Source organism: Clostridium sp. AF28-12 (assembly GCF_003435225.1).
GTDB classification, from domain to species: Bacteria; Bacillota; Clostridia; order Lachnospirales; family Lachnospiraceae; genus Pilosibacter; species Pilosibacter fragilis.
Window position 1 is genome coordinate 33,938 of sequence record NZ_QWGJ01000004.1, and the last position, 26,778, is coordinate 60,715.

Below are 26,778 nucleotides of genomic sequence, written 5' to 3' on the forward strand. Positions count from 1 at the left end.
TGTATGAAAGTATTGGACAGCGGGTATACTCTCCATATGGAAGGAGCGTGAGCCTGTGTCGAAGAAAAAAAGAGAACCGGTGGATCCGGAGCACTTAAAGCCGGAGGACCGGATGAAATTCGAGATCGCGAAGGAGCTGGGGCTGGCGGACAAGGTAATCGCCGGTGGCTGGCGATGCCTTACCGCAAAAGAGAGCGGCAGGATCGGCGGTCTTGTGACAAAAAAGAAGAGAGAAATGTCCGCGAAAACGCAGGATAAGGAGAATCCAGAGGAAAACTGCCATTGAAACAATGGCGGTTTTCTTTTATAATTAGGGGAGAGAGATGCAGCAGTTCACCGATATGGAAAAATCAGATCTCGGAAGGGAATCAATTATGAATATATCGCTTATTTGTTTTACGAGAGCCGGATTTGAGACGATGAAGCGGATCAACGACACCCTTTCCGGAGCTTCTGAAGCTTTCGCGAATGCGTCCTGTCCGGAACATCGTGATAGGAGCGCAAAGACCGAGGACAGATCCTGTGAGGGGGGTACTCTGTATCAGTCTCTGTGGATCGCCGGGCGGTACGCGCTCCAGCTTGCGGCAACGGATGCCGGAGTGCCTTATCAGGCAGTGCCGGAGGGCGGACTTTCGGAGTGGACGAAGGAGGCTTTTCTGCGGGACGATGCTCTTATTTTTGTGAGTGCCTGTGGGATCGCGGTGCGCTCCATTGCGCCATATGTGCGGGATAAATTTCAGGACCCTGCGGTGGTCTGTGTGGATGAGGCGGGACAGTTTGTGATCCCACTTCTCTCCGGACATGTGGGCGGAGCGAACCGGCTGGCGGAAATGGTGGCTTCCGGGATCGGAGCAGTGCCGGTGGTGACGACGGCGACGGATGTGGAGAAGAAATTTGCGGTGGACGTGTTCGCAAAGGATCATGGATTTGTGATCACGGACCGGAAACTTGCGAAGGAGATTTCGGCTGATATTCTTGCGGGTGAGCCGGTGGGAGTGTTCTCAGATTTCGGATTTTCAGCGTGGAAGAAGATTCCGGAGGGACTTTTTGAGGATCGGATCTGTAAGCGGAATCTCTGGATTACGGTGTCTGGAAAAGAAAAGAAAGGGATTCCGGAGAACCGTGTCCTGCGCCTGATCCCACGGTGTGTGGCACTTGGAATCGGCTGTAAACGCGGGACACCTGTGGAGAAGATCCGGACTGCGGTGGAAAGTGCGATGGAGCGGAACGGGATCGATCTGCGAAGCGTCTTTGCGGCGGCGAGCATCGACATCAAGAAGCAGGAGCAGGGACTCATCGAATTCGCAAAGGAACTTCAGGTGCCGTTTCTGACATTTTCCAGTGAGGAGTTAAATGGACAGCCGGGGGATTTCCCGGAGTCGGAATTTGTGCAAAAGACCACGGGAACCGGAAATGTCTGCGAGCGGTCCGCAGTGGCTGCGTGCAGGCTGGGCGTGAGAGCTTCCGAGTGCAGGATCCTGATCCATAAGGAAGCGGAGGACGGCGTGACAGTGGCCGCAGCGTATTATATGATCGGAAAGTCCGGAGAAAATGCGGATCGGGAAGAAAAATCGAGAGGATAGAGTAGAAAGAATATGATGATCCTGATAAATGGGGGAAGCTCCAGCGGAAAGTCCGCATTTGCAGAGACCCTGATCGTAGAACAGGCAAAGAAAGAAGAGGTGATGGCGGAAGCTGCCGGAAAATTGATGCTCGGCGGCGCCCGGAAAACGGATCTGCGCCATCAGCCGTCCTGTTACCTTGCAACCATGATCGCCTGGGACGAGGAGTGCAGGGAGCGGATCCGAAAACACCGCAAAATGCGGGAAAAAAAGAATTTTATGACCATCGAGTGCCCTGTGGACCTTTTGAAGGCGGAGGTCCCTGCCAGGAGCCGGTGTCTGTTAGAGTGTGTTTCCAACCTTGCGGCGAACGAGATGTACCGCCGGGACATGGAAGATCCGGAGAATGGCGCGATGGAACGGATATTGGAAGGAATCAGGATGATCAGAAAAAATGCGGACTTTCTGGTGGTTGTGACAAATGATGTGTCCGGGGATCAGGGGCCGTACTCGGAGGAGACGGAAGAGTATCGGAGGTTGTTGGGCAGAATCAACTGTGCGCTGGCCGGGGAGGCAGATGAAGTGTACGAGGTGATCTGTGGGGAGCCGGTGATGGTGAAGAAAAAGAAGAGGGAAGATACGGAAGTGGAAGAGAGAAGAACGGATCGATCTGTGGATCGTCAGAGAGGGATCAGGCTTTTTGTGGGAGGCGCATATCAGGGGAAATCAAACCTTGCGATGCGTGAGGCGGTGACGGAAGAAAACCGCTTCATTCTTGTGGCAGACGGCGAACAGTCACCGTTGGAAGACGCGTTTGATTCGGAGGCTGTTCTGAATCTTCATATCTATATTCGAAGGCTGATAGACGCAGTACTGGGTGAGTATGACGCGAAGAGAGAGGATGACAGAGTGTTCTGCGACAGTATCCGCAGTGAAATCAATGAGAGAACTGAAGCTGTGAGGGATCCAGCTGAAAGAACATCTGCCGGAGAAACAAAGATGGTCAGAGAGCAGAGAAAAGAAACGGAGAGTATCGAGATCCGGATCGAAGAGGTCATGTACCGGTATCTGGATATGATCCTTGAGAAGAATCCCAACGCAGTCATCACCTGCGACGAGATCGGCTGCGGAATCGTTCCCATCGATAAAACAGACCGCCTGTGGCGGGAGATGAGTGGGGACGCCTGCCAGTATCTGGCGGCGCGGGCGGTGAAGGTATGCCGCGTTGTCTGCGGGATCCCGATGGCTTTAAAGGGCGGTGAGACATGATGGAGTACGGACACGGCGGTGATATCTACCGGAACCGGAATGTGGAGCTGGATTTCTCGGTCAACGTAAATCCCTTGGGAATGCCAAATTTTGTCTGGGAGGCAGCCCAGAGGAGCATTGCCTTCTGTACAGGATATCCGGACAGCTCCTGCGAAAACCTGCGGGGACGGTTGTCAGAGCTTACCGGTGTCCCGGAAGATCAGATGATCTTCGGAAACGGGGCGGCGGAATTGATCTTCCGGCTGGTACAGGAGGTACGGCCGAAAAAGGCAGTGATCCCTGCGCCATCTTTCGCGGAGTATGAAACGGCGTTGAGATCCTGTGGGACAGAAATCGCTTTTTTCTATTTAAAAGAGGCGGAATCTTTTTTCTTAAACGTATCGGAATTTCTGGATTTTTTGAGAACAGAGCAGCCGGAGATCATATTTTTATGCACTCCGGCGAATCCCACAGGGGCCATGATCCGTCAGGCAGATCTTTCAAAAATCTTAGACTACTGCAAGAAACATGGGATCCTGCTGGTTCTGGACGAATGCTTTGTGGAATTCCTTGATGAGGAGCGAAGCTGCGGCTGTATCCGTGAATTTCTCGACTGGGAGACCGGAAGACCGGAACATGGCGGAAGCTTATTTCTTCTCCGGGCATTCACAAAGACATATGCCATGGCGGGACTGCGGCTGGGGTATGGATTCTGTACGAGCAGGGAGCTTTTAGAACGGATGGAGGAGAACTGGCAGCCTTGGAGTGTTTCGATCCCGGCGCAGGAGGCGGGATATGCGGCACTTTCGGAAGAACGGATCCCTTTTCTGAAAAAGATGCGGGAGACGGTGGCGAAAGAACGGCAGTATCTTTCTGACGGACTGACGAAAGCAGGCTTCACGGTATTCCACTCGGACGCGAATTTCCTCCTGTTTAAGGACTTCAAGACCGGTCAGGAATCCTGGCTGTACGAATATTTTCTGGAACGGGGGATCCTGATCCGGTCATGCAGGAATTACAGACTGCTTGACAGACGATTTTACAGGATCTGCGTCCGCTCCCATGAAGAAAACCGGGAATTCCTGGAGATATTAAAGGACTACAGGTAGATCATCCGGATGGAAAACGCAGCTGTTGGAAGAAAACGAAAGATACGTTGGAAAATGACAGAAGGAAAAAGAAATTTTCTGTATGTTTATAAGCAAAAATAATATAAAATCGCAAAAAAATTATATGAATTGCCTGTTGCTAAAATTCGACAAAGCTGTTATACTCTACAGTAATAACTGGAACTGACGTTATGACGGTTTTTAGTTATATTTTTTTTAAACATAATAAAACAGAAGAAAGAGAGGGAACCATAAAATGGGTAAGATCATTGGTGATGGTATTACATTTGATGATGTGCTCCTTGTACCTGCATATTCTGAAGTAATCCCAAATCAGGTTGATGTTTCAACACACCTGACAAAGAAAGTCAAACTCAATATTCCATTTATGAGTGCCGGCATGGATACCGTTACTGAGCACCGCATGGCGATCGCGATGGCGCGACAGGGCGGAATCGGTATCATTCACAAAAACATGTCGATCGAGGCGCAGGCTGAAGAGGTAGATAAGGTAAAACGTTCTGAAAACGGAGTAATCACAGACCCATTTTATTTGTCCCCGGAACATACATTAAAAGATGCAGATGAGCTGATGGCAAAATTCCGCATTTCCGGTGTTCCGATCACTGAGGGTAAAAAGCTCGTCGGAATCATCACAAACCGTGATCTGAAATTTGAGGAAGATTATTCTAAGAAGATCAAAGAGTGCATGACTTCCGAGCATCTGGTTACAGCTAAAGAAGGCGTAACCATGGAAGAAGCAAAGCGCATTCTTGCAAAGGCAAGAGTCGAGAAGCTTCCGATCGTAGATGAAAACTTTAACTTAAAAGGACTCATTACGATCAAAGATATCGAGAAACAGATCAAGTATCCGAACTCCGCAAAGGATGACCACGGAAGACTTCTCTGCGGTGCTGCAATTGGAATCACAGCAAATGTTCTTGAGAGAACGGAAGCCCTTGTAAATGCAAAGGTCGATGTTGTTGTTCTCGACTCTGCGCACGGACACTCTGCGAACGTTATCAACTGCGTAAAGATGATCAAGGAGAAATTCCCGGATCTTCAGGTAATCGCCGGTAACGTTGCAACGGGTGAGGCTACAAGAGCCCTGATCGAGGCCGGCGTTGACGCTGTCAAGGTTGGTATCGGACCGGGATCGATCTGTACGACACGTGTCGTTGCAGGTATCGGTGTTCCGCAGATCACTGCGGTTATGGACTGCTATGCAGTTGCGAAGGAGTACGGTATTCCGATCATCGCCGACGGCGGTATCAAGTATTCCGGAGATGTTACAAAGGCTCTCGCAGCCGGCGGTAATGTCTGCATGATGGGATCCATGTTCGCGGGCTGCGATGAGAGCCCGGGAGACTTCGAACTTTATCAGGGAAGAAAATATAAAGTTTACCGTGGAATGGGATCTATTTCTGCTATGGAGAACGGCAGTAAGGACCGTTACTTCCAGTCGAACGCGAAGAAGCTTGTTCCGGAAGGCGTTGAAGGACGTGTTGCTTACAAGGGATTCGTTGAGGATACCGTATTCCAGATGCTGGGCGGTCTTCGTGCCGGTATGGGATATTGCGGTGCTCATGATATCAAAGAGCTTCAGGAGAACAGTCATTTTGTTAAGATCTCCGCAGCCGCACTCCGTGAGAGCCATCCGCATGATATCCACATCACAAAAGAGGCTCCGAACTACAGCGTAGACGAATAATTTTAATCCCGAGAGGGCAGCAAAAGGCTGTACAGGCGGCGGAAACGCTGTTCCCTGCACAGCCTTTTTTCGGACTGTGTGTATTTAGAAATAAGGGACCAGATGGAAAATTTTATGAAGATGCTTTCGACCCAGGCGATCCTGCTCGTGTACATGGCGGTGGGATTTTACTGCAGAAAGCGTGGAATTATTGAAAAAAAGATGCAGGGAAAGCTCACGGATTTTGTTCTCAGGATCACGCTGCCCTGTATGATCTTTAACTCCTTCAGCATGCATATCACATTGGACATGTTAAAACAGGCGGCCCTGTGTCTCGGAGTGGCGTTTTTTATCTGCTTCGCGGCATGGCTCGGTGGAAAAGTTGTCTACAACATGTATCCGAAGGAGAAAAAATCCGTCTTACAGTATGCCACACTCGTCAATAACGCGGCGTTTTTGGGGCTGCCGATCGTGAAGGCGGTGCTCGGCGAGGCGGGAATGTTCCTGGCGTCGATCTTTATTATCCCGAACCGTATTTTTATGTGGACGGCGGGAGTATCGATTTTCACGGCGGAGGCGGATAAAAAGGCGGCGTTTAAGAAGGTTATGCTGAATCCGTGCGTGATCGTGATCTTTATCGGACTTTTCAGAAGCTTCACAGACTTTACTCTGCCGGAATTTCTGGCAAAGTCTATCACAGGACTTGGAAACTGTACAACTCCGCTCTCCATGGTCCTGATCGGGACGATGATGACGGAACTGACATTGGCGTCCTTTAAGGACTGGAGTACTGTGTACCTGGCGTTTATGCGCCTTGTGGCACTGCCATTTCTGGCGCTCTTTATCATGCGCCTGTTAAATGCAGATCCGATCATGACAGGATGCGCGGTGATTCTTACAGCGATGCCTGCGGGAAGCACGACGGCGCTTCTGGCGGAGAAATATGGATCGGATCCGGTGTATGCGTCGAAATGTCTGCTTACCAATACACTGTTCTCTCTGATCACGATTCCGATCATGACATTATTTATATGAGGGTGCTATGTGCCGGTGGCACATGTCCAGCACTGACCGAAGCGGAGCGTAGATGCGGGAGCACGTAGTGCGGAGCAATCCGGTATCAGGGAGGTCAAAAGACTTTTTGCCCTCAACATCATTTATATAGGTTTACCTGGGGTTCCAGGAGAAAGGGAAAACGGCTGAATTTTAAGGAAAAGCCGGAATAAAAGAAGTTTTATGAGTATTTTAAATGTAGAACACCTGAGCCATGGTTTCGGAGACCGGGCTATCTTTACGGACGTTTCTTTCCGCCTGTTAAAGGGGGAACATATCGGTCTCATCGGAGCAAACGGTGAGGGAAAGTCCACATTTATGAATATCATCACCGGAAAGATGATGCCGGATGAGGGAAAGGTTGAGTGGTCAAAAAATGTCCGTGTGGGCTACTTAGACCAGCATACCGTGCTTGAGAAGGGTATGACGATCCGCGACGTGCTTAAGAGTGCCTTTTCCTTCCTCTTTGAGATGGAGGAGAAGATGAACGACATCTGCGCGAAGATGGGAGATGCGTCCGAGGATGAGATGAACGCCATGATGGAGGAGCTGGGAACGATCCAGGATCTTCTGATGGCACATGATTTCTACATTATCGACTCCAAGGTGGAGGAGATCGGACGCGCCTTCGGCCTCGACGAGATCGGTCTTGACAAGGACGTTGACGAGCTCTCCGGCGGACAGAGAACGAAGGTCCTCCTCGGAAAACTTCTTCTTGAGAAGCCGGATATCCTGCTCCTCGACGAGCCGACAAACTATCTGGATGTACAGCATATCGAGTGGCTGAAGCGGTATCTTCAGGATTACGAGAACGCTTTTATCCTGATCTCCCACGATATCCCGTTTTTAAACAGCGTGGTAAACCTGATCTACCATATGGAGAACCAGAAGCTTGACCGCTATGTGGGTGACTATGACCGGTTCATGGAAGTCTACGAGATGAAAAAGAGCCAGTTGGAGGCAGCTTACAACCGCCAGCAGGCGGAGATCGCGAAGCTTCAGGATTTCGTTGCGAGAAACAAGGCCCGTGTTGCGACGAGAAACATGGCGATGTCGAGACAGAAGAAGCTGGACAAAATGGAGGTCATCGAGCTTGCAAAGGAAAAACCGAAGCCGGAGTTCCATTTCCTGAATGCAAGGGCAACCGGAAAACTGATCTTTGAGACGAAGGATCTTGTGATCGGTTATGATGAACCACTTTCAAAACCGCTTAATTTCCTCATGGAGCGCGGTGAGAAGATCGCGGTCATCGGTGCGAATGGTATCGGTAAAACTACCTTTTTAAAGAGCATTCAGGGGTTGATCCCGGCGATCTCCGGAACCGTTGAGGTCGGTGACTATCAGTTCCCGGGTTACTTCGAGCAGGAGATGGCACCGGGAAATACGACGACCTGTATCGAGGAGATCTGGAAGGAGTTTCCGTCCTACACCCAGTACGAAGTCCGCTCTGCCCTTGCAAAGTGCGGCCTGACTACAAAGAATATCGAGAGCCAGGTCCGCGTCCTCTCCGGTGGTGAGCAGGCGAAGGTCCGCCTCTGCAAGCTTATGAACCGGGAGACCAACGTTCTGCTTCTCGACGAGCCGACGAACCATCTGGATGTGGATGCGAAGGACGAGCTTAAGAGAGCACTTTCGGAGTACAAAGGAGCAGTCCTCCTCATCTGCCACGAGCCGGAGTTCTATGACGGACTGGTGTCAAAGGTTTGGGATCTCAGTAAGTGGTCGTTAAAGATTTAATATAACAGATCCTGCTGCCATGCATCTGGAAGAACCTGCTGGTGGCAGGTTCTGCAGGCGAATGAGATGCCATCAATATGGGATTTACCAGGAAATGGTCATCATTTATTTTTCTCTGTATGTGGCAGCCGTCCCCGGAGAAATCTCTTTTTGATCTCCGACCAGGAAAACGGGATCAGAGGATAGATGTAGCTCTTTCCGGCAATGGTACGGTTGAATACGATGGAACAGACGGCGATGGCGGTGCCGAGGATGAATCCCCAGACGTTTAAGAGGGAGGTCAGGATCAGCAGGATCACGCGCATGAATTTTAGCGCGTAACCCATCTCGAAGCTTGCCTGAGAGTAATTGGCTATGGTGACAAACGCCATGTAGAGCATGGTTTCGGAATTGAACCAGCCGGATTTTACAGAATATTCGCCGAGAACAATACCGGCGATAACACTTAACGGTGTGGTCAGCATGCTGGGCGTATTGACAGCGGCGAGGCGCAGGCCGTCGATGGCAAATTCCAGGATCAGAAGCTGGAAGATCAGGGGAACGTACATGTCATCCGCCAGCTTGATAAACTCCAGCCAGCCTGGGATCCAGTTCTGGTTCTGCATAAAGAGAAGCCACACCGGGGTCAGAAACAGGGTGAGAAATGAGACTGTCATTCTGGAAAGACGCAGGTAGGTTCCGGTCACCGGCGGGAAGTAATAGTCATCTGCCTCCTCGATAATGTCAAAGACTGAGGATGGCAGGATCATGCAGGCGGGGGAATTGTCAACAAGGATGACGATGTTTCCCTCCAGAATAGACGCCGCAGCCGTGTCCGGACGTTCAGAAAAACGGAATTTTGGGAACGGGTTGAACCATTTGTGGGGAAAGATACATTCTGCCAGACTTTCTTGATTCATAGTCAGAGCATCTACATGCAGATTTTCGATGCGGTCCTTGATCTTATTTAGCAGGTCCTCGTCCACACGACGTTTCATGTAGCAGATCGCAATGTCTGTGTGGGAGCTTTCTCCGGTCTGCATGATCTCCACCGTGAGATTCACGTCCCGGATCCGGCGGCGGATCAGGGCGGTATTGAAGATCATGGTTTCCACGAAGCCATCCCGGGAGCCTCGGAGCACCTTGTCTTTTTCGGGCTCCGAGACCCCGCGGGCCGGGTAAGTACGGCAGTCGATGAGGATTGCCCGGTCATACCCGTCGATTAAAAGACAGGAGAGGCCGGAGAGGAGTTGTGTAAAGATATTTTTATCATCGGTCTCCACGGTGGTCTCGCCGTAATGGACGTACTGCTTTGCGAAATCATGGGCAGATGATGGGAACGAGTCCGGTTTTACGGAGGCGAAATCCTGCATCAGGCGCAGAAGGATCTCGTCCTTTGTGAAGCCGTCAATGAAGTACAGGCAGGCTTTTTTGTCCGCAATAGTGAGAGTGTGGTAGACGATATCGAAGTTTTTTTGGACATCCAGGATCTCGTGAAAGCGGGAGATGTTCTGATCGAAATTGGATGAAATGTTCATGGATATCATGTCCTTTCAAGAGTTATGATGATGTAGAGTGTTGCAAGCGACCGCGCTCGGTGCGAGAATGTGCCAAGGTACATTTCTTTTAAAAAGCAGACCCGGTGATCAATAATCGAAAGGGGCAGTCATGAGTCACGTGAAGGGGGAGTGATTCCTTCAGACGATATTTTGCAGATATTATTTCAAAAAAACATGAAATTATACGGGACATACCTGCGGCCTGCAAACCGCCGAAAATGCGTACTGTATACAAAGTCCCAATTCCACTGGGCAGAACCACCATAGAATAGATTGTTTTTTTGTAAAAACAACGAATCTGCTTTTCCCCAGCGGACATTTGTGCGAAAGATAGTAAATATATACAATAAAATTGTGCAAATTTAACTATATTTACCATAGCATTTCCGGTAATATTTTGTTATACTGCATAAGCATTGAAATTGAAGGGGTATCAATTTCGAGGAACTGTATAATGCAAGGAAATTGTACGTGAATGAAAGGCTGTGCTCAGTGGGGGAGCACAGCCTTTCGCCGTTTAAGCGCTGCCCGTATGCAGTTCAGCGAATGTGAGTGCTTATGCAGGCAAGAGTGCAGCGCACACATATTTGCCAGACTGACGCATGGTCGGACTATTCATGAAATATTTCTTAAACAGATGAAAATCCATAGCCCTTTTCAGAAAAAAAGTGTATAATAAAAAGTAATCATTCAGCCATACGGAAATTTTCAAAACAATAGAAAGCCCGTTTATGACTGAATTGTTGTATAACGGCATATATTCCAAAACTGACTGAAATTCTGCGCTGCAGCGCGGCTATCAAAGTCGGAATGTAATAAGGAGAGCAAAATGAAAGACGGATTTATCCGGGTGGCGGCGGCCACCCCAGATTTAAAGGTTGCAGATCCTGTGTTTAACCGGGAACAGACCTGGAAGATGATGCAGGAGGCAGCATCCCGGGATGTAAAGATCCTGGTGTTCCCGGAGCTCGGTCTCACCGGATACACCTGCAGTGACCTGTTTCTGCAGGACACCCTGATCGATCAGGCGAAGGAAGAACTCTTATGGCTCTTAGACGCATCAAAGGATATGGATATGCTGACCTTCATCGGACTTCCGTGGATGAAGGACGGAAAACTCTACAACGTAGCGGCTGCCATCAAGGATGGCGAGCTTTTAGGCCTTGTTCCGAAGAGACATCTTCCGAACTATTCTGAATTCTATGAGCTACGCCATTTCAACCCGGGTCCGGTAAAACCGGATGTGGTAGAGTGGGGAGAGAGCCTGATCCCGTTTGGAAGCAAGATCCTGTTCCGCTGCACGAATATCCCGGAACTCATAGTCGCCGCAGAACTCTGCGAGGACGTATGGACGATGGATCCACCGAGCGTCTCCCACGCGAAAGCCGGAGCTACCGTGATCGCAAACTGCTCCGCCAGCGATGAGACCACAGGAAAAGCGGGATACCGTGAGACACTGATCGCCGGACAGTCTGCCCGCCTCGTATGTGCGTACATCTATGCCAATGCCGGAGAGGGCGAGTCCACCCAGGACCTCGTCTTCGGCGGACATGATATCATTGCCGAGAACGGAAATATCCTTGCGGAATCCGAGCGTTTCAAAAACGGCATGATCACGGCGGACATCGATCTTTACAGACTTAAAAACGAGAGGAGAAGAATGACCACATGTCAGCCGGGTGCGGAGACTGAGGACTATGATTACATGGACTTCACCTTAAACAAAACGGAGCTCACATTAAAACGCTATGTCGATCCGGCACCTTTCGTTCCGTCAAACGAGAAAGAGAGAACCGCCCGCTGTGAGGAGATCTTAACGATCCAGGCCATGGGCTTAAAGAAACGTCTCGCCCACACCGGTGCCAAGAGCGCAGTTGTAGGAATCTCCGGCGGACTCGACTCCACCCTGGCACTTCTTGTCACAGCGAGAGCCTTCGATATGCTGGGCATTCCGAGAGAAAATATTCTCTCCGTCACGATGCCGTGCTTCGGAACTACGGACAGAACCTACAACAACGCAGTCACACTCACAAAGAAGCTGGGCGCGACGTTAAAAGAAGTAAATATCAGAAAAGCAGTTTCCACCCACTTCGAGGATATCGGACATGATCCGGCGATCCATGATGTGACTTACGAGAACTCCCAGGCAAGATACCGCACCCTGATCCTCATGGACCTTGCGAACAAGACGAACGGCATGGTCATCGGAACAGGAGATATGTCTGAGCTGGCTCTTGGCTGGGCGACCTACAACGGCGACCACATGTCCATGTACGGCGTGAACGCGTCTGTTCCGAAGACGCTTGTCCGTCATCTTGTCCGCTACTACGCGGATACCTGCGGCGACAAGGCCCTGGCAGATGTACTCAACGATGTTCTCGATACCCCGGTGAGCCCGGAGCTTCTGCCGCCGGAGGACGGAAAGATCTCCCAGAAGACGGAGGACCTGGTCGGACCTTACGAGCTTCACGATTTCTTCCTCTATTATATTCTCCGTTACGGTTATCATCCGGCGAAGATCTACCGCCTGGCGAAGATCGCTTTCGCGGGAGTTTACGAGGACAAGGTGATCTACAAGTGGTTAAATACCTTCTACCGCCGGTTCTTCGCACAGCAGTTCAAGCGTTCCTGCCTGCCGGACGGCCCGAAGGTCGGATCTGTTGCGGTTTCTCCGAGAGGTGATCTCAGAATGCCGAGCGACGCAGCGAGACGGATCTGGATGGATGAAGTGGAGAAACTTGACCCGGAGGAAGGGAGATGATCACAAGCACAAAAAATGACCAGGTAAAAGCAGTCATTGAATTAAAGAAAAAAGCGAGAGCGAGAAATGAGCAGGGACTTTTCGTCGTCGAGGGAGTGCGGATGGCCGCTGAGCTCCCGAAGGATCAGGTTAAAAGTATCTATGTTTCTGAAACTTTCGCGAAAAATCCGGAGAATGCCGCAATTCTTGCGGAGTACCCGGGATACGAACTTGTCAGCGACTCTGTGTTTGCGGTGATGTCCGACACGCAGACGCCCCAGGGTGTGCTGGCACTTGTCAGACAGTTTTCCTACGGAATGGACGAGCTCTTAAAGAGTGACCGTCCAGCTCATCTGATGGTGCTGGAAAATCTTCAGGATCCAGGAAACCTGGGAACGATCCTGAGAGCCGGAGAGGGCGCGGGGATCACGGGACTCATTATGAGCCGTGACACTGTGGATATCTACAACCCGAAGGTGATCCGTTCCACCATGGGATCCGTGTTCCGCGTCCCGTTCTTCTACACGGACGATCTGGAGCAGACCGTTCTGGATCTGAAAGCGCGGGGGATCCGGGTATTTGCGGCCCATCTCGCAGGAAAGAATAATTACGAGCAGGAAGACTATACTGGTAATACGGCGTTCCTGATCGGAAATGAGGGAAACGGGTTGACAGAAAAGCTTTCCGACATGGCGGATACCTGGGTGAAGATCCCCATGGAGGGAAAGGTGGAGTCCTTAAATGCCGCCATCGCAGCATCGATCCTGATGTTTGAGACGGCAAGACAGCGGCGCGCGTAAAGGAGTGATTTTATGGATATGATCGGATGGCTTGTGGCCTTTGTAATTCTGATCGGAATCGAGGCGGCGACCATGGCGCTCACGACGATCTGGTTTGCGGGTGGGGCCGTATTCGCGTTCTTTGCTGCGGTACTTGGGTTTTCCATACAGACGCAGCTTGTGGTGTTCCTGATCGTATCGTTTATCCTGCTTCTCTTTACAAGACCGCTCGCCATGCGGTTCGTCAACCGGGAAACCGTGAAGACGAACGTTGACGGGTTGATCGGAAGGAGGGCAAAAGTGATCACAAAGATCGACAACAATGAACCGTCCGGTGCCACCGTTGTCGACGGTCAGGAGTGGACGGCAAGATCCATGGATGACGCGGTGACGATCCCGGTGGGGACCCATGTGGTCATAAAGGAAGTCCGGGGCGTGAAGCTCATTGTGGAGCCGGTTTCTGAGAAGGATGTGTAAAAACTAAAATGAAGAAGATTCATTTTGGAAGTTTACAGACCTGAAAAATACATGTCTGTTGTTCAAAAGAAAAGTTTCAGGCTTGCTCATAGGAATATGAACGGGTCGAAGAAAAAAGGGAAAAAATAATTCCCCATAAAACATAAAGGAGGACATAAATATGCCAGCAATTTTAATATTAGTACTGATTTTTATCATTCTGCTGATCCTCGTTTCCTGCATCCGCATCGTGCCCCAGGCACAGGCGATGGTAGTGGAGAGACTCGGCGCGTACCTTGAGACATGGAATGTGGGAATCCACTTCAAAGTTCCGTTTATTGACCGCGTTGCAAAGCGGGTCCTCTTAAAAGAGCAGGTCGTTGACTTCGCTCCGCAGCCGGTGATCACAAAGGATAACGTCACCATGAAGATCGATACGGTCGTGTTCTTCCAGATCACAGACCCGAAGCTCTACGCATACGGTGTTGAGAACCCGATCATGGCCATCGAGAATCTGACAGCCACCACGCTTCGAAACATCATCGGTGACCTGGAGCTCGACCAGACCTTAACTTCCCGTGAGACCATCAACACAAAGATGCGTTCCGCCCTGGATGTTGCCACGGACCCGTGGGGCATCAAGGTAAACCGTGTGGAGTTAAAGAATATCATTCCGCCGGCAGCGATCCAGGATGCCATGGAGAAACAGATGAAGGCAGAGCGTGAGCGCCGTGAGGCGATCCTTCGTGCGGAAGGTGAGAAGAAGTCCACGATCCTCGTGGCAGAGGGTAAGAAACAGTCCGCGATCCTCGACGCGGAGGCAGATAAGCAGGCAGCGATCCTTCACGCGGAGGCGGAGAAGGAGAAACGGATCCGCGAGGCAGAAGGCCAGGCGGAGGCGATCATCAAGATCCAGCAGGCGAACGCCGATGGTATCCGCATGATCAAGGAAGCCGGAGCAGACCAGACAGTTTTGCAGTTAAAGAGTCTTGAGGCGTTCGCGAAGGCGGCAGACGGCAAGGCAACAAAGATCATCATCCCGTCTGAGATCCAATCCCTCGCAGGTCTTGTGACAAGTGTAACGGAGATCGCAAAAAAGAGTGAAACTGAGAATTGATCTTGAAAAGGAATATGGAATCGTTTTAGAGGGCGGCGGTGCCAGGGGCGCATACCAGATCGGTGTCTGGAAAGCGCTCCGGGAAGCCGGCATGAAGATAAAGGGTGTCGCGGGAACGTCCGTTGGGGCGTTAAACGGCGCCCTGATCTGCATGGATGATCTCGGGAAGGCGGAGGAGATCTGGGGAAACATGACCTACTCCACCGTGTTCAATGTGGACGATTCCATGATCGGAAAATTAAAGAAATTTGGCGTGCGATCCATGAAAGTGACCGACGCGGCGGCAGAATTCAGACGGCTGTTTTCAGACAGGGGGCTCGATATCGCCCCACTCAAAAAACTTCTGGAAGAGACGGTGGATGAGGAGCGGATCAGGCGCTCACCACGGGATTTCTGCGCCGCGTCCTTTTCAGTCACGGACCGGAAAGAGGAGGACTTCGATGTAAAGGCAGCACCTCTGGGGACCATAAAGGATATAATGATGGCCAGCGCCTATTTCCCAGGATTTAAGCAGGAAAAGCTGGGTGGAAAGACGTATCTTGACGGCGGCAGCGTCAACAATGTGCCGGTGGATCTCCTGACGGACCGGGGATATAAGGATATCATCGTGATCCGCCTCTATGGGATCGGCGTGGACCGGCGAAGGTTCATGGATATCCCGGAGGACGTGACGGTCCACGAGATCGCGCCAAGAAGAAATCTCGGCGGGATCCTGGAATTTGACAGTGCGAGAACGAGGAAAAACATGAAGCTCGGCTATTTTGACGGGCTGAGATTCCTCTACGGACTCTGCGGAAGGAAATATTATCTTGACATGCCATATTCCGAGGCGTATTATTTTGGCAGGATCATGTCGGAACTTGACATGTTTAAGGAGTGGCTGAGACCTTATGTAAAGGAACATGAGTTTGCAAAGCTCACAGGCTATCGTGTATACACGGAGAAGATATTTCCGTTTCTTGCCAGGAAGCTTCGGCTGCAGCCGGAATGGGATTACAGGGATCTCTACGGGGCAGTCCTGGAAGTGTTCGCGAAAAAGATGCAGATGGAAGTCTACGAGGTTTACACGCCGGACGATATCGTGGGGAAGATCCATGAACTTTTTTCAGACAGGCTGACGATAGGATAGGGAAGCGTGGCAGCACATCGGAAGTCTTTCAAAAGTACCAGGCAGCACGGCTGATCCTGGGAAAACGACAGATCCGGCAGAAAATATGAGGAGAACGCTGAAATATGGCGGAAAACAATAAGAGAAGAAAAGTCAGGAGCGAGTCCATGGCTCTTGATGCCATGCACATCATCATCGGCATCGCTGTGGTGGTGATGGCAGTTATCTCGTTCCTTGACACGGAGAGGTATATGTTCCTCTTTCCGGCGATATTTTTCCTGGCGGCAGTTTTAAATCTGGTCACAGGAAAATACTGGCTGTCCCGGGCAAAACGGGAGAGGCGGAGAAGAACGGCGGCGGTGTTCCAGATGGTGTTCGGAACGACTCTGCTGATCTTTACATTTTTAAGCGCAATGAGTATCTGGTGGAGGTAATGAGATGAAGGGAGAGATCCTGAAATTATTGAAGGAGACAGATGGCTATATTTCCGGTCAGGAGCTTTGCGAGAAGTTCGGTGTCTCGAGAACGGCGGTCTGGAAGGTCATCAACCAGTTAAAGGAGGAGGGCTACGAGATCGAGGCCGTCCGGAATAAAGGATATATTTTAAAGGGATCGGCGGATGTGCTCTCAAAGGAAGAGCTGGAAAGCACGATCCACACGAAATGGGCAGGAACGCAGGTGGCGTTCTTCGAGGAGACCGACTCCACGAACAATGAGATCCGCCGTCTCGCGGAACAGGGCGCGCCCCACGGAACCCTGGCTGTCGCGGAACGCCAGCTCGGCGGAAAGGGCAGAAGAGGTCGTGTCTGGACATCTCCGGCGGGCGTTGGGATCTGGATGAGCATGCTCTTAAGACCACAGATCGATCCCATGGCGGCATCCATGCTGACGCTCGTTATGGCGCTGGCCACGAAAAAGGGAATCGAGAAGGCGACAGGCCTGAAACCTGAGATCAAATGGCCGAACGATCTTGTTTTGAATAAGAAGAAGATCTGCGGAATCTTAACGGAGATGAGCACGGAACTCATGGAGATCCAGTACGTGATCCCGGGAACCGGCATCAATGTAAACCAGACGGAATTTCTGGATGACATCAAGGCGACAGCGACGTCCCTGCGGATCGAGAGCGGAAAGATCCAGAAGAGAAGCGAGATCATCGCGGCGATCATGGAGGCATTTGAGGGATATTATGACACCTTCATCGAGACACAGGACATGTCGGGACTTATTGAAGAGTACAATGCAAACCTTGTAAATCTCGGCAACGAGGTGTGCGTTCTGGATCCGGCGGGCGAGTACCGCGGTGTCTCTGAGGGAATCAACAAGGAAGGCGCACTTTTAGTCCGTCTCTCCGATGGCACATTAAAGGAGATTATCTCCGGGGAAGTTTCCGTCCGCGGAGTCTATGGATATGTATAAGGAAGAAATGAATGTTTCGGGGGCGGATCTTTATTCCGGTCTCCAGAAAATCTTTCCGGATGAGAAAGACCTCACCCTGACGGAGCGTCTGGAAGCCGCAAGAGGACCGCTCCTTTCCTGGTATCGGGGGAATAAAAGAGATCTCCCCTGGCGGGAGAACCAGGATGCCTACCGGATCTGGATCTCGGAGATCATGCTGCAGCAGACGAGAGTGGAGGCGGTAAAGCCCTACTTTGCCCGGTTTATGGAGTGTTTTCCGACGGTGCAGGCATTGGCTGAGTGTGAGGAAGAAGAGCTTTTCAAGTATTGGGAAGGTCTCGGATATTACAGCAGGGCCAGAAATCTGAAGAAAGCGGCCAAGATCATCGTTTCCCAGTACGGCGGAGAACTTCCGGCAGATCGCAGAGCGCTTCTTGCGCTTCCGGGAATCGGAAGCTACACGGCGGGTGCCATTGGATCCATCGCTTTCGGACTCCCTGTCCCAGCGGTGGACGGAAATGTCATGCGGGTCCTTTCGAGAGTTGCCGGAAGCTACGAAGATATCTTAAAACAAGCGGTAAAGAAGAAGACAGAAGCTGCGGTCGAAGAGGTCTTAAAGACACTCAAAAAGGATGAGCCAGGAGATTTCAACCAGGCGCTCATCGAGACCGGAGCCATCGTCTGCGTCCCCAATGGTGCCCCTCTCTGCGATCTTCCATGTCCATTCTATACGGTATGCGAGGCGAGAAAAAGAAACCTGATCTCTGCGATCCCGGTGAAGGCACCGAAAAAGAAAAGGAAAATTGAGGAAAAGACCGTATTATTAGTGAAATACGGGGATAAAATAGCCATTAGAAAGCGGGATGACACCGGACTGCTGGCATCCCTGTATGAATTTCCGAATCTGGAAGGAAAACTTTCAGAGAAAGAGGTACTGGAACGCCTCGGTGGCGGGGCATCGGTGGAGGAAAAACTGCCGGAGGCAAAGCACATTTTTAGCCATGTGGAGTGGCATATGAGCGGGTACCTGGTAAAGGCAGGGGAGGAGATCCCGGGAATGCTGTTTGCGGACAGAGGGGAATTGAAGGAGAAGTACCCGATCCCGAACGCGTTTGCGGCGTATAGAAAGCTGCTGGAAAGCCAGTCATGATATAATGAGTCCAAAAGAAAAACAAGCGGCACCGCAGGTGGCATTTGTTTTTCTTGGACCATTAACGAACGAACCGCCTGCGTCAGCAGGCAATAGAGCGCGTCAGCGCGGGGGTCGTGAGTCTATGATATAATGGCTGTAAATTCTCTTGAACCCACAGATATTGTTTGTCAGGGCGGACAGAATGCAGAAGATGCATCATTATTGTACACGGGTAGGAATTTTCTGAACTGAAAATTCCGTACAGTAGTACCGATGCATCTGTCAGTGTCCCATATTAGAAATAGAAAGTATTGACATTTGTTAGTATTATGGCGCATAAGGGCGTCTTTTATGGAGCGTGTTCATGATGAAAATGAAAAAAATGTTATTTGTTTTTAATCCCCGTTCCGGGAAGGAAGCCATCAAGAACCAGTTGTCCGATATTCTCGGGATTTTCTGTGGAGCAGGCTATCTGCCCTCTGTCTATGTGACCCAGGAACCGGGGGATGCGGCGAAGATTGCCGAGGAATACGGTAAGGATGTGGAACTTTTCGTCTGCAGCGGCGGGGATGGAACGCTGAACAGCGTGATCTCCGGCATCATGAGGCTGGAAAAACGCCCGGAGATCGGATATCTCCCGGCAGGTTCCACGAATGATTTCGCGAGAAGCTTAAAGATTCCGGCGAATCTCACGAAGGCGGCGCAGGATGTGGTGAGCGGAAAGTCCTACGGCGTCGACATCGGAAAATTTGGGGATGAGCGGTATTTTGTTTATATCGCCGCATTTGGCGCTTTCACGGAAGTGTCGTACAGCACGCCCCAGGACATCAAGAACGTTCTTGGGCATCAGGCATATATCCTGGAGTCCATCAAGGCACTGGGAAATCTCAAATCCTACAGGATGCATTTGACATGGGATGACGGTGAGACGGATGGAGAGTTCGTTTTCGGAATGGTGACGAACACCACAAGTGTCGGAGGCTTCAGAGGACTTGCGCCGAAGGATGTTTCCTTCCATGACGGCCTGTTTGAGGGCGTGTTTATCCGGACACCGAAGACTCCGGCGGATCTTCCGAATATTATAAGTGGTCTGCTTCTGTTCCCGGAACAGGAAAATAAGGACGTGATCCGCGTGAAATCTTCAAAGTTTACGGTCACCGCCAAGGAAGAGATCCCGTGGGTCCTCGACGGTGAGTTTGGCGGATCGGTTACTGAGGCAAAGATCGAGAATGTGAAGGAAGCAGTGACCTTAAGCTGCAGCCCGGAGCCGGAGAAGCAGGAGGAGAAGACGGCGGGATGACAGGGGCGGCAAGTGCGCAGACCTGCTGAATAATTACAAAAAGTGCTAATAAAATGTTAAAATTCAACAAAAAAGGCGTAGAAAAGCATTGAAAATTGTCGCTGGATAGTATATAATGAACTATCGTGGAGCAGTTTGAGCAGCCCCAACCTGAAAGGACGTTATTCAGTGGAAAAAGAAGTATTTTTAGACAAACTTAAGAAACTTGTCGCACTGGGCAAGTCAAAACAGAACGCACTTGACGCGACGGAGATCAACGACTTTTTTGCCGGAGATAACCTCGGACCGGAGCAGATGGATGAAATTTATAATTACTTAGAGCACAGCAATATCGACGTTGTGCCGGTAATTGATGACGCAATGCTTGCGGATGATTCCATGCTTCTGGATGATCTGGATGATGACTACCGTGAGGACAAGGACGGAGAGGACATTGACTTAGACGCCATCGATCTTCTGGAAGGTATCGGAACAGAGGATCCGGTCCGCATGTACTTAAAGGAGATCGGTACCGTGCCGCTTCTTTCCGCGGATGAGGAGCTTCGTCTCGCGAAGAGAAAGGCAGAGGGAGATGAGTCTGCAAAAGAGCGTCTGATCGAGGCAAACCTTCGTCTCGTCGTAAGTATCGCAAAGCGTTACACTGGACGTGGAATGAGTTTCCTGGATCTTGTACAGGAAGGAAACCTTGGTCTGATCAAGGGCGTTGAGAAGTTCGACTATACAAAAGGATATAAGTTAAGTACATATGCGACTTGGTGGATCCGTCAGTCTGTGACGAGAGCCCTTGCGGATCAGGCGAGAACGATCCGTGTTCCGGTGCATATGGTAGAGACGATCAACAAAATGTCAAAGATGCAGAGAAAGCTGACTCTGGAACTCGGCTATGAGCCGTCCGTGACAGAACTCGCGGAAGCGCTCGAGATGTCTGAGGACAAGGTTATGGAGATCATGCAGATCGCGCGAGAGCCTGCATCCTTAGAAACTCCGATCGGTGAGGAGGACGATTCCAATCTCGGCGACTTTGTTGCGGACAGCAACGCGGTGACTCCGGAAGGAAACGTGGAATCCGTAATGTTACGTGAGCACATCGACGCATTACTTGGTGATCTCAAAGAGAGAGAACGTCAGGTCATCGTTCTTCGATTCGGTCTTGAAGACGGACATCCGAGAACTCTGGAAGAAGTTGGAAAAGAGTTCAACGTAACGAGAGAGCGTATCCGCCAGATCGAGGCGAAAGCATTGAGAAAGCTCAGAAATCCGGTCCGCAGCAAACGGATCCGGGATTTCCTGTAAGACCGGGAAAAGGATATTGGAAGCGGATCGTTGGGGGCAGACTGAACGGATTCGGTGAAAATAGAAATGCAGGCAGCGGGAGAAGATCCGGCTGCCTTTTTCCGTTGCGGTCTTTTTGCCGGTATCCTGTAATGGTGAAGTGCCGGTGACGGCAACCGGGCAGAAGGCTGAGACAGAAGGAGACACAGGGGATTGAAGCATCGGGGCAGCATAGCCTGCCGGGAGATCATATGAATAAGAGAAATTATCAGAAGGAATTAGACAAAAAACTGGAAGAACTGCAGAAAGAGGGAAAGGTTCCCACTTTATTTCTACACAGCTGCTGTGCGCCCTGCAGCAGTTATGTTCTGGAATATCTTTCCAGATATTTTGAGATCACGGTATTTTATTATAACCCGAATATTTATCCGCCATCAGAGTACGAGGAGCGGACATCGGAGCAGGAACGTCTGATCCGGGAATTCAATGGAGAGTGGGAACAGGAGACAGACCGCCACCCGATCCATTTTGTGGCAGGAACCTATGTGCCCGACGATTTCTATGCAGCGGCAAAAGGGCTCGAGCAGGAGCCGGAAGGCGGCGCAAGATGTACGGAGTGCTTTAAACTCCGCCTCTCCGAGGCGGCGAGAGAGGCAAAAGCCGGGTACTTCGATTTCTTTACGACGACGCTTACGATCAGCCCCCTAAAGGACGCGGAGCGGTTAAACCGGATCGGGGAAGAGATGGGACGCGAGTATGGTGTGGAGTTTCTGTCATCAGATTTCAAGAAGAGAAACGGATATAAAAGATCCACGGAGCTTTCCAGAGAACACGCGCTCTATCGTCAGAATTACTGTGGCTGCGTGTTCTCAAAGAGGGAGTCGGAGGCGCGCTCAGCGGAGAGACCAGAATAAGACCCCGTCCTTCTCTGTCCGGGTGATCGACCCTGTCTCTGCCAGCCAGTCCAGACAGGAAAAGAGTTTCGGCCATGTATTGAGATAGGAGAAAAGATAGGAATAGCGGTAGGTCTGCATGCGCTGGACATAGAGCGCCTGATCAAGCTCTAAAAGAGTCATGGGGCGGCGGCTTTCTGCCAGAGCCAGCCGGAGCTGGGTGCAGCGTGTCTCATATTCGTCGATGATGCGGCAGGTCTCCTCACGGATCTCGGTGAATTCTCCGTAGTGTCCGGGGAGAAAACGGTAACCGGCATAATCGGCAGCCAGTGCTTTAAGGGATGCAAAGTATTCAGCAAGGAGATGTTGGTCTTTTCCTGATGTGATGACGATGGGAGTAAGCCCCAGGATCACCTGATCAGCGCAGAAGAAAAGCTTTTTCTTCCTCTCCACGAGCCCACACTGACCGGCTGTATGACCGTATAGGGGGACGATCTCGAAATCATAGCCGCCGCAGGAGAGCGTGTCCCCCGGCGCAATGGGGGTAAAGGGAAAATGAAAAGAAATATTGTTTTCCCTTGCAAGTTGGTCAGCTCCGGTGTTGATTTCCTGCCAGGCATCGGGAGCCAGTTCTTTTGTGACTCCGCATTCTCTGGTGTAGGAGCGGCGCATGGTGTTGTCCTCATAAAGACGATGGTAGCGGTCGGAACATTCGGAGATCTCCACGGGGTTCATGAAGGCCCGGGCACCGCGCTCTATGAAAAGGGAGATGTATCCGCTGTGATCTGCATGATTGTGGGTCACAAAGATGTCGAGATCCCGATAGTCGATGGAAAGCTCTTTTAAGACATGTTCCATCTCATTCAGGCACTCCGGAACTTTCCAGGATGTGTCGATCATGAGGCTGCGGCCATTTCCTTTTATAATATAGAGGTTTCTCGATGAGGTCCGCATGGCTTTATTGGTGAGAATGACTTTATATAGATTGGGAGCGAGTAGTTTCATTTCGTGGGAACTCCTTGAACGTGGTTTTTAAGGTAGATCGTTTTGATTTTATCCCGGGCTTTGTAAAATGTCAAATCATTCCGGAGCGTTTCGTTGACATCATGGGGTTTGTGGTATAAAATGAAAATGTTTACGTAACTATTCAGTAGGTCTGCGCATATGCTGCGCTGACCGTAAGAACACATAGGATAGAAAGCAAAAATCCCATCAGCGAAGCTGATCTGGAATGGATTTTTGCTCGTGACTATGAAGGTACTGAATAGTTACATGTTTACAAACAAAATAGGAGGAACAGGTTATGGTAGAAAGAAAAGTTACAGTAGTAAACCCGACAGGTCTTCATCTTCGCCCGGCGGGACTGCTCTGCCAGACATCCATGAAGTTCGATTCTAAAGTGATGATTTTTTATAAAGAAAAAGAAATCAATGCGAAGAGTGTGTTAAACGTAATGGCATCCGGGATCCGGTGCGGCGATGAGATCACAGTACATTGTGATGGCCCGGACGAGAAAGAAGCCCTGGAGGCTGTATGTGACCTGATCGAGACAGGTTTAAAGGAATAAGAACAGCGTAAAAAGAAAAATAAGCAACGTGGCAGCATCAGGCTGCCATGGCTCCCGTCAAACTCACAGGTAGAGGATCTGGTGGGAGAATAAGTGATAGAAAGTGAGAGAATCATGAGCGAAACAGCAGAAAATTGTACACATGACTGCGGAAGCTGTACTGCAAACTGCGGAAGCAGAACAAATGAGCCGCAGAGCTTCCTTGAGAAGTTAAATCCGGCGAGCTCTGTAAACAAAGTGATCGGCGTTGTCAGCGGGAAAGGCGGTGTCGGAAAATCCTTAGTGACATCCCTGATGGCATGCCGCATGCGCGCGACGGGTGCGAGAGTAGGAATCCTTGATGCGGATATCACAGGTCCGTCGATCCCGAGAGCATTTGGAATCCATGACGGTGTGACCGTGACTCCGGATGGAAAACTCCTTGTCCCGGCAGTCTCCTCCACAGGTGTTGAGGTGATCTCCTCCAACATGCTCCTGGAAAATGAGACGGACCCGGTGATCTGGCGTGGTCCGGTGATCGCAGGTGCGGTAAAACAGTTCTGGAGTGAGACACTCTGGCAGGATATTGACTACATGTTTGTTGATATGCCTCCGGGAACCGGCGATGTGCCGCTGACCGTATTCCAGTCTCTTCCGGTAAGCGGAATCATCATCGTAACTTCCCCGCAGGAGCTCGTCGCTATGATCGTTGAGAAGGCCGTTAACATGGCAAAGAAGATGAACGTTCCGATCCTTGGTCTTGTTGAGAATATGAGCTACCTCGAATGTCCGGACTGCGGAAAGAAGATTTCCGTATTCGGCGAGAGCCATATTGATGATGTCGCAAAGGAATACGGAATTCCGGTTCTCGCTCAGATCCCGATCCGTCCGGCGATCGCGAAAGCTGTCGACGAGGGAACGGTAGAGTATATAGAAGCAGACTTCTTAGACAATGCGGTGAAGGCAGTGAAGGAAGCTTAGGAAAAGCAAAAAAATAAGGTATGATACACAGGGCAGCTAAGGCAATAGCTGCCCGTATTTTTGGTGTAACAGGAAATTCCCTGTTACACCAAAGGCACATTCTTTTTATGCAATCGAAAATCAAAGGGTTCAATCTGGTAAATGACCACCACAGAAAGACAGATGAATGTCAGAGCCGGAAAAATTCATAAAAGACTCTCTGATATAGAAAAAACCTATAACGACTTATTTCTTATCTGTATTGGACGGATCAGTGAAAACGTGATATCTTATTAGCACACACAGAAATTAGAAAATGTACGACTGGTACGTACATAGGAGGATAAAATTGATTCAGTTAGACCATATTACAAAGACCTTTGATACCGGCGCGGATAAAGTCCACGCGGTCTCCGATGTAACGCTCCATATCAAGAGCGGCGAGATCTTCGGTATCATCGGATTCTCCGGAGCCGGAAAATCCACACTGGTGCGATGCATCAACCTGCTTGAGAGACCGACGAGCGGAACCGTCACCGTAGACGGAAAGGTCCTCACGGATCTTCCAGCAAAGGAATTGAGAGAGGCGAGAAAGAAGATCGGAATGATCTTCCAGCACTTTAACCTGATGCGTTCCAGAACGGTAGGAGAGAATGTCGCTTACCCGTTAAAGGGAAGCGGGCTTACAAAACAGCAGATCAAGGCGAAAGTGAAGGAGCTTTTGGAGCTCGTTGATATCGCAGAGAAGGAAAATGCGTATCCGAGCCAGCTTTCCGGCGGACAGAAACAGAGAGTCGCGATCGCAAGGGCCCTTGCGAATGACCCGAAGGTTCTTCTCTGCGATGAGGCCACCAGCGCTCTGGACCCGCAGACTACGGGGGCGATCTTACAGCTCTTAAAGCATTTAAATAAGAAGCTTGGAATCACTATCGTGATCATTACCCACGAGATGGCAGTTGTCAAGGAGATCTGTGACAGGGTTGCTGTTATGGAGCACGGAAATGTTGTTGAGGAAGGCGATGTGTTCTCGATCTTTGCGGCACCGAAGGCTGGTATCACGAGAGATTTCATCCGCACAACTTCAAACCTTCAGAAGATCGAAAAACTGATCGAGGATAAGTCACCGCTTGTAGAATTAAAGCCGGGCGAGAAGATCCTTCGGTTGAACTATATTAAGAAAAATACATCGGAGGCATTGATTTCCGAGACTTCCAGAAAGTTCAACATCAACTTAAATATCATCTTTGCGGATCTGGAGATCGTTCAGGACGCGCCGATCGGCGGAACCGTAGCGATCGCCAGCGGCAGGAAAGAGGATATTGAGGGTGCAGTTGAATATCTGAAAGCAAAGAATGTAGGAGTGGAGGTGATTGAGAATGGCTGATTTTTTAAATGCAATCATCCCAAATGTCATGTCGAAGCCGGATGAACTTCTTGAAAGCTTTGGACAGACGATCTACATGGTGATCGTATCAGGAGCAATCTCCATGGTATTCGGACTTTTCTTCGGAATTGTCCTCACGGCGACCGCTCCGAAGGGTGTTTTAAAAAACAAGGTTGTTTTCAATATTTTAGACAAGCTGGTAAATATTTTCCGTTCGATTCCGTTTGTGATCCTTCTGACAGCTCTGATCCCGCTGACCCGTATGGTAGTGGGAACCGCCATCGGTACGAAGGGCGCGATCTTACCTTTGATCTTCGGTACTGTCCCGTTTTTCACGAGACAGATCGAGAGTGCGCTCGCTGAAGTGGATTACGGACTGATCGAGGCGGCGGAAAGCATGGGGAACAGTCCCTGGGAGATCATTTTCCGGGTATATCTGAAGGAGAGTGTACCGGGAATCGTCCGCGCGATGCAGATCACGTTCATCAGTCTGGTAGGCCTTACCGCGATGGCAGGTGCTGTCGGCGGCGGCGGACTCGGAGACTTCGCGATCCGTTACGGTCATTCCAGAGGACAGACAGACGTCACATATGTGACTGTGATCATCATTCTGATTATGGTAAGCCTCATTCAGAGTACAGGTTCTTATGTTATTAAAAAGACGACCCATTAAGAGGGTATCCCCTTGTTGGGCGGTCGGTATGTTTCAATACCGGTCATAAGAAACGATCATATAGCTTGAAGCGGCGCGGAAAT

24 protein-coding genes are annotated in these 26,778 nt (G+C 50.4%); 22 read left to right on the plus strand and 2 right to left on the minus strand.

Annotated elements, in window-relative coordinates; all coding sequences use genetic code 11:
* Positions 1-55 precede the first annotated feature (55 nt).
* The 7 genes from DWY93_RS04860 to DWY93_RS04890 all read left to right on the plus strand — a co-directional run bounded on the left by DWY93_RS04860 (position 56) and on the right by DWY93_RS04890 (position 8,399).
* The gene (locus DWY93_RS04860; RefSeq protein ID WP_021905969.1) at positions 56-286 is read left to right on the plus strand and encodes a small, acid-soluble spore protein, alpha/beta type; all 231 of its coding nucleotides are present in this window, start codon (positions 56-58) and stop codon (positions 284-286) included.
* Positions 287-341: 55 nt separating this feature from the next.
* Positions 342-1,583 carry a cobalt-precorrin 5A hydrolase gene (locus DWY93_RS04865; RefSeq protein ID WP_181968493.1) on the plus strand — a complete coding sequence of 414 codons (1,242 nt, stop codon included), beginning with the start codon at positions 342-344 and terminating at the stop codon, positions 1,581-1,583.
* Positions 1,584-1,595: 12 nt separating this feature from the next.
* Positions 1,596-2,831 (plus strand): bifunctional adenosylcobinamide kinase/adenosylcobinamide-phosphate guanylyltransferase, encoded by a 1,236-nt coding sequence (locus tag DWY93_RS17095; RefSeq protein WP_147325212.1) that lies wholly within the window; start codon positions 1,596-1,598, stop codon positions 2,829-2,831.
* Entirely contained in the window at positions 2,828-3,919 is a 1,092-nt protein-coding gene (locus DWY93_RS04875; protein WP_117469875.1) for a histidinol-phosphate transaminase, read from the plus strand. The genes DWY93_RS17095 and DWY93_RS04875 overlap by 4 nt, the downstream gene beginning before the upstream one ends.
* A 256-nt stretch (positions 3,920-4,175) precedes the next feature.
* A complete protein-coding gene (guaB, locus tag DWY93_RS04880; protein ID WP_117469874.1) occupies positions 4,176-5,630 on the plus strand; it encodes an IMP dehydrogenase in 1,455 nt (484 codons plus the stop codon).
* Positions 5,631-5,744: 114 nt separating this feature from the next.
* Positions 5,745-6,644 (plus strand): AEC family transporter, encoded by a 900-nt coding sequence (locus tag DWY93_RS04885; RefSeq protein WP_015554888.1) that lies wholly within the window; start codon positions 5,745-5,747, stop codon positions 6,642-6,644.
* A gap of 201 nt (positions 6,645-6,845) precedes the next feature.
* The gene (locus tag DWY93_RS04890) at positions 6,846-8,399 is read left to right on the plus strand and encodes an ABC-F family ATP-binding cassette domain-containing protein (protein WP_117469872.1); all 1,554 of its coding nucleotides are present in this window, start codon (positions 6,846-6,848) and stop codon (positions 8,397-8,399) included.
* A gap of 101 nt (positions 8,400-8,500) precedes the next feature.
* Here DWY93_RS04890 and DWY93_RS04895 read toward each other — a convergent pair whose 3' ends face one another.
* Positions 8,501-9,916, minus strand: coding sequence for a spore germination protein (locus DWY93_RS04895; RefSeq protein ID WP_117469871.1), 1,416 nt, complete (start codon positions 9,914-9,916; stop codon positions 8,501-8,503).
* Between the two features lie 850 nt (positions 9,917-10,766).
* Here DWY93_RS04895 and DWY93_RS04900 point away from each other — a divergent pair.
* The 11 genes from DWY93_RS04900 to DWY93_RS04950 all read left to right on the plus strand — a co-directional run bounded on the left by DWY93_RS04900 (position 10,767) and on the right by DWY93_RS04950 (position 22,153).
* A complete protein-coding gene (locus DWY93_RS04900) occupies positions 10,767-12,698 on the plus strand; it encodes an NAD(+) synthase (protein ID WP_117469870.1) in 1,932 nt (643 codons plus the stop codon).
* Positions 12,695-13,477 carry an RNA methyltransferase gene (locus DWY93_RS04905; RefSeq protein ID WP_015554884.1) on the plus strand — a complete coding sequence of 261 codons (783 nt, stop codon included), beginning with the start codon at positions 12,695-12,697 and terminating at the stop codon, positions 13,475-13,477. The genes DWY93_RS04900 and DWY93_RS04905 overlap by 4 nt, the downstream gene beginning before the upstream one ends.
* A gap of 12 nt (positions 13,478-13,489) precedes the next feature.
* Positions 13,490-13,933: an NfeD family protein gene (locus tag DWY93_RS04910; protein ID WP_117469869.1), complete on the plus strand. Its 444-nt coding sequence runs from the start codon at positions 13,490-13,492 to the stop codon at positions 13,931-13,933.
* A gap of 160 nt (positions 13,934-14,093) precedes the next feature.
* On the plus strand, positions 14,094-15,029 hold the full coding sequence (locus DWY93_RS04915; RefSeq protein WP_117469868.1) for an SPFH domain-containing protein: 936 nt from the start codon (positions 14,094-14,096) through the stop codon (positions 15,027-15,029).
* Complete coding sequence (locus tag DWY93_RS04920; RefSeq protein ID WP_117469867.1) at positions 15,013-16,158, plus strand: patatin-like phospholipase family protein; 1,146 nt, start codon at positions 15,013-15,015, stop codon at positions 16,156-16,158. The genes DWY93_RS04915 and DWY93_RS04920 overlap by 17 nt, the downstream gene beginning before the upstream one ends.
* 104 nt (positions 16,159-16,262) lie before the next feature.
* A complete protein-coding gene (locus tag DWY93_RS04925) occupies positions 16,263-16,571 on the plus strand; it encodes a DUF6637 family protein (RefSeq protein WP_015554881.1) in 309 nt (102 codons plus the stop codon).
* Between the two features lie 4 nt (positions 16,572-16,575).
* A complete protein-coding gene (locus DWY93_RS04930) occupies positions 16,576-17,556 on the plus strand; it encodes a biotin--[acetyl-CoA-carboxylase] ligase (RefSeq protein ID WP_117469866.1) in 981 nt (326 codons plus the stop codon).
* Entirely contained in the window at positions 17,549-18,685 is a 1,137-nt protein-coding gene (mutY, locus tag DWY93_RS04935; protein ID WP_242990529.1) for an A/G-specific adenine glycosylase, read from the plus strand. Before DWY93_RS04930 ends, mutY begins: the two co-directional genes overlap by 8 nt.
* A 346-nt stretch (positions 18,686-19,031) precedes the next feature.
* Positions 19,032-19,967, plus strand: coding sequence for a YegS/Rv2252/BmrU family lipid kinase (locus DWY93_RS04940; protein ID WP_343220730.1), 936 nt, complete (start codon positions 19,032-19,034; stop codon positions 19,965-19,967).
* A gap of 168 nt (positions 19,968-20,135) precedes the next feature.
* On the plus strand, positions 20,136-21,260 hold the full coding sequence (rpoD, locus tag DWY93_RS04945; RefSeq protein WP_021905985.1) for an RNA polymerase sigma factor RpoD: 1,125 nt from the start codon (positions 20,136-20,138) through the stop codon (positions 21,258-21,260).
* A gap of 230 nt (positions 21,261-21,490) precedes the next feature.
* Entirely contained in the window at positions 21,491-22,153 is a 663-nt protein-coding gene (locus DWY93_RS04950) for an epoxyqueuosine reductase QueH (protein ID WP_015554877.1), read from the plus strand.
* Here DWY93_RS04950 and DWY93_RS04955 read toward each other — a convergent pair.
* A complete protein-coding gene (locus tag DWY93_RS04955; RefSeq protein ID WP_117469865.1) occupies positions 22,133-23,137 on the minus strand; it encodes an MBL fold metallo-hydrolase in 1,005 nt (334 codons plus the stop codon). The genes DWY93_RS04950 and DWY93_RS04955 overlap by 21 nt on opposite strands.
* A 298-nt stretch (positions 23,138-23,435) precedes the next feature.
* On the opposite strand from DWY93_RS04955, the gene DWY93_RS04960 reads away from it, so the two are divergent.
* From DWY93_RS04960 to DWY93_RS04975, 4 genes are all read left to right on the plus strand, one after another.
* Positions 23,436-23,699, plus strand: a complete 264-nt coding sequence (locus DWY93_RS04960) for an HPr family phosphocarrier protein (protein ID WP_015554876.1) — start codon at positions 23,436-23,438, stop codon at positions 23,697-23,699.
* 114 nt (positions 23,700-23,813) lie between these two features.
* Entirely contained in the window at positions 23,814-24,659 is an 846-nt protein-coding gene (locus DWY93_RS04965; RefSeq protein ID WP_117469864.1) for an Mrp/NBP35 family ATP-binding protein, read from the plus strand.
* Between the two features lie 328 nt (positions 24,660-24,987).
* Positions 24,988-26,022 carry an ATP-binding cassette domain-containing protein gene (locus tag DWY93_RS04970; protein ID WP_117469863.1) on the plus strand — a complete coding sequence of 345 codons (1,035 nt, stop codon included), beginning with the start codon at positions 24,988-24,990 and terminating at the stop codon, positions 26,020-26,022.
* On the plus strand, positions 26,015-26,695 hold the full coding sequence (locus tag DWY93_RS04975) for a methionine ABC transporter permease (protein ID WP_015554874.1): 681 nt from the start codon (positions 26,015-26,017) through the stop codon (positions 26,693-26,695). Before DWY93_RS04970 ends, DWY93_RS04975 begins: the two co-directional genes overlap by 8 nt.
* Positions 26,696-26,778: the final 83 nt, after the last annotated feature.

Excerpts from the sequence above, each read along its gene's own strand:
- DWY93_RS17095 (WP_147325212.1), top strand. The coding sequence starts at position 1,596 with ATGATGATCCTGATAAATGGGGGAAGCTCCAGCGGAAAGTCCGCATTT.
- DWY93_RS04965 (WP_117469864.1), top strand. The coding sequence starts at position 23,814 with ATGAGCGAAACAGCAGAAAATTGTACACATGACTGCGGAAGCTGTACT.
- DWY93_RS04975 (WP_015554874.1), top strand. The coding sequence starts at position 26,015 with ATGGCTGATTTTTTAAATGCAATCATCCCAAATGTCATGTCGAAGCCG.
- DWY93_RS04895 (WP_117469871.1), bottom strand. The coding sequence starts at position 9,916 with ATGAACATTTCATCCAATTTCGATCAGAACATCTCCCGCTTTCACGAG.
- DWY93_RS04865 (WP_181968493.1), top strand. The coding sequence starts at position 342 with ATGGAAAAATCAGATCTCGGAAGGGAATCAATTATGAATATATCGCTT.
- DWY93_RS04960 (WP_015554876.1), top strand. The coding sequence starts at position 23,436 with ATGGTAGAAAGAAAAGTTACAGTAGTAAACCCGACAGGTCTTCATCTT.
- DWY93_RS04940 (WP_343220730.1), top strand. The coding sequence starts at position 19,032 with ATGATGAAAATGAAAAAAATGTTATTTGTTTTTAATCCCCGTTCCGGG.
- DWY93_RS04900 (WP_117469870.1), top strand. The coding sequence starts at position 10,767 with ATGAAAGACGGATTTATCCGGGTGGCGGCGGCCACCCCAGATTTAAAG.
- DWY93_RS04950 (WP_015554877.1), top strand. The coding sequence starts at position 21,491 with ATGAATAAGAGAAATTATCAGAAGGAATTAGACAAAAAACTGGAAGAA.
- DWY93_RS04915 (WP_117469868.1), top strand. The coding sequence starts at position 14,094 with ATGCCAGCAATTTTAATATTAGTACTGATTTTTATCATTCTGCTGATC.
- DWY93_RS04890 (WP_117469872.1), top strand. The coding sequence starts at position 6,846 with ATGAGTATTTTAAATGTAGAACACCTGAGCCATGGTTTCGGAGACCGG.
- DWY93_RS04925 (WP_015554881.1), top strand. The coding sequence starts at position 16,263 with ATGGCGGAAAACAATAAGAGAAGAAAAGTCAGGAGCGAGTCCATGGCT.
- DWY93_RS04955 (WP_117469865.1), bottom strand. The coding sequence starts at position 23,137 with ATGAAACTACTCGCTCCCAATCTATATAAAGTCATTCTCACCAATAAA.
- mutY (WP_242990529.1), top strand. The coding sequence starts at position 17,549 with ATGTATAAGGAAGAAATGAATGTTTCGGGGGCGGATCTTTATTCCGGT.
- DWY93_RS04885 (WP_015554888.1), top strand. The coding sequence starts at position 5,745 with ATGAAGATGCTTTCGACCCAGGCGATCCTGCTCGTGTACATGGCGGTG.
- DWY93_RS04875 (WP_117469875.1), top strand. The coding sequence starts at position 2,828 with ATGATGGAGTACGGACACGGCGGTGATATCTACCGGAACCGGAATGTG.
- DWY93_RS04910 (WP_117469869.1), top strand. The coding sequence starts at position 13,490 with ATGGATATGATCGGATGGCTTGTGGCCTTTGTAATTCTGATCGGAATC.
- DWY93_RS04930 (WP_117469866.1), top strand. The coding sequence starts at position 16,576 with ATGAAGGGAGAGATCCTGAAATTATTGAAGGAGACAGATGGCTATATT.
- guaB (WP_117469874.1), top strand. The coding sequence starts at position 4,176 with ATGGGTAAGATCATTGGTGATGGTATTACATTTGATGATGTGCTCCTT.
- DWY93_RS04905 (WP_015554884.1), top strand. The coding sequence starts at position 12,695 with ATGATCACAAGCACAAAAAATGACCAGGTAAAAGCAGTCATTGAATTA.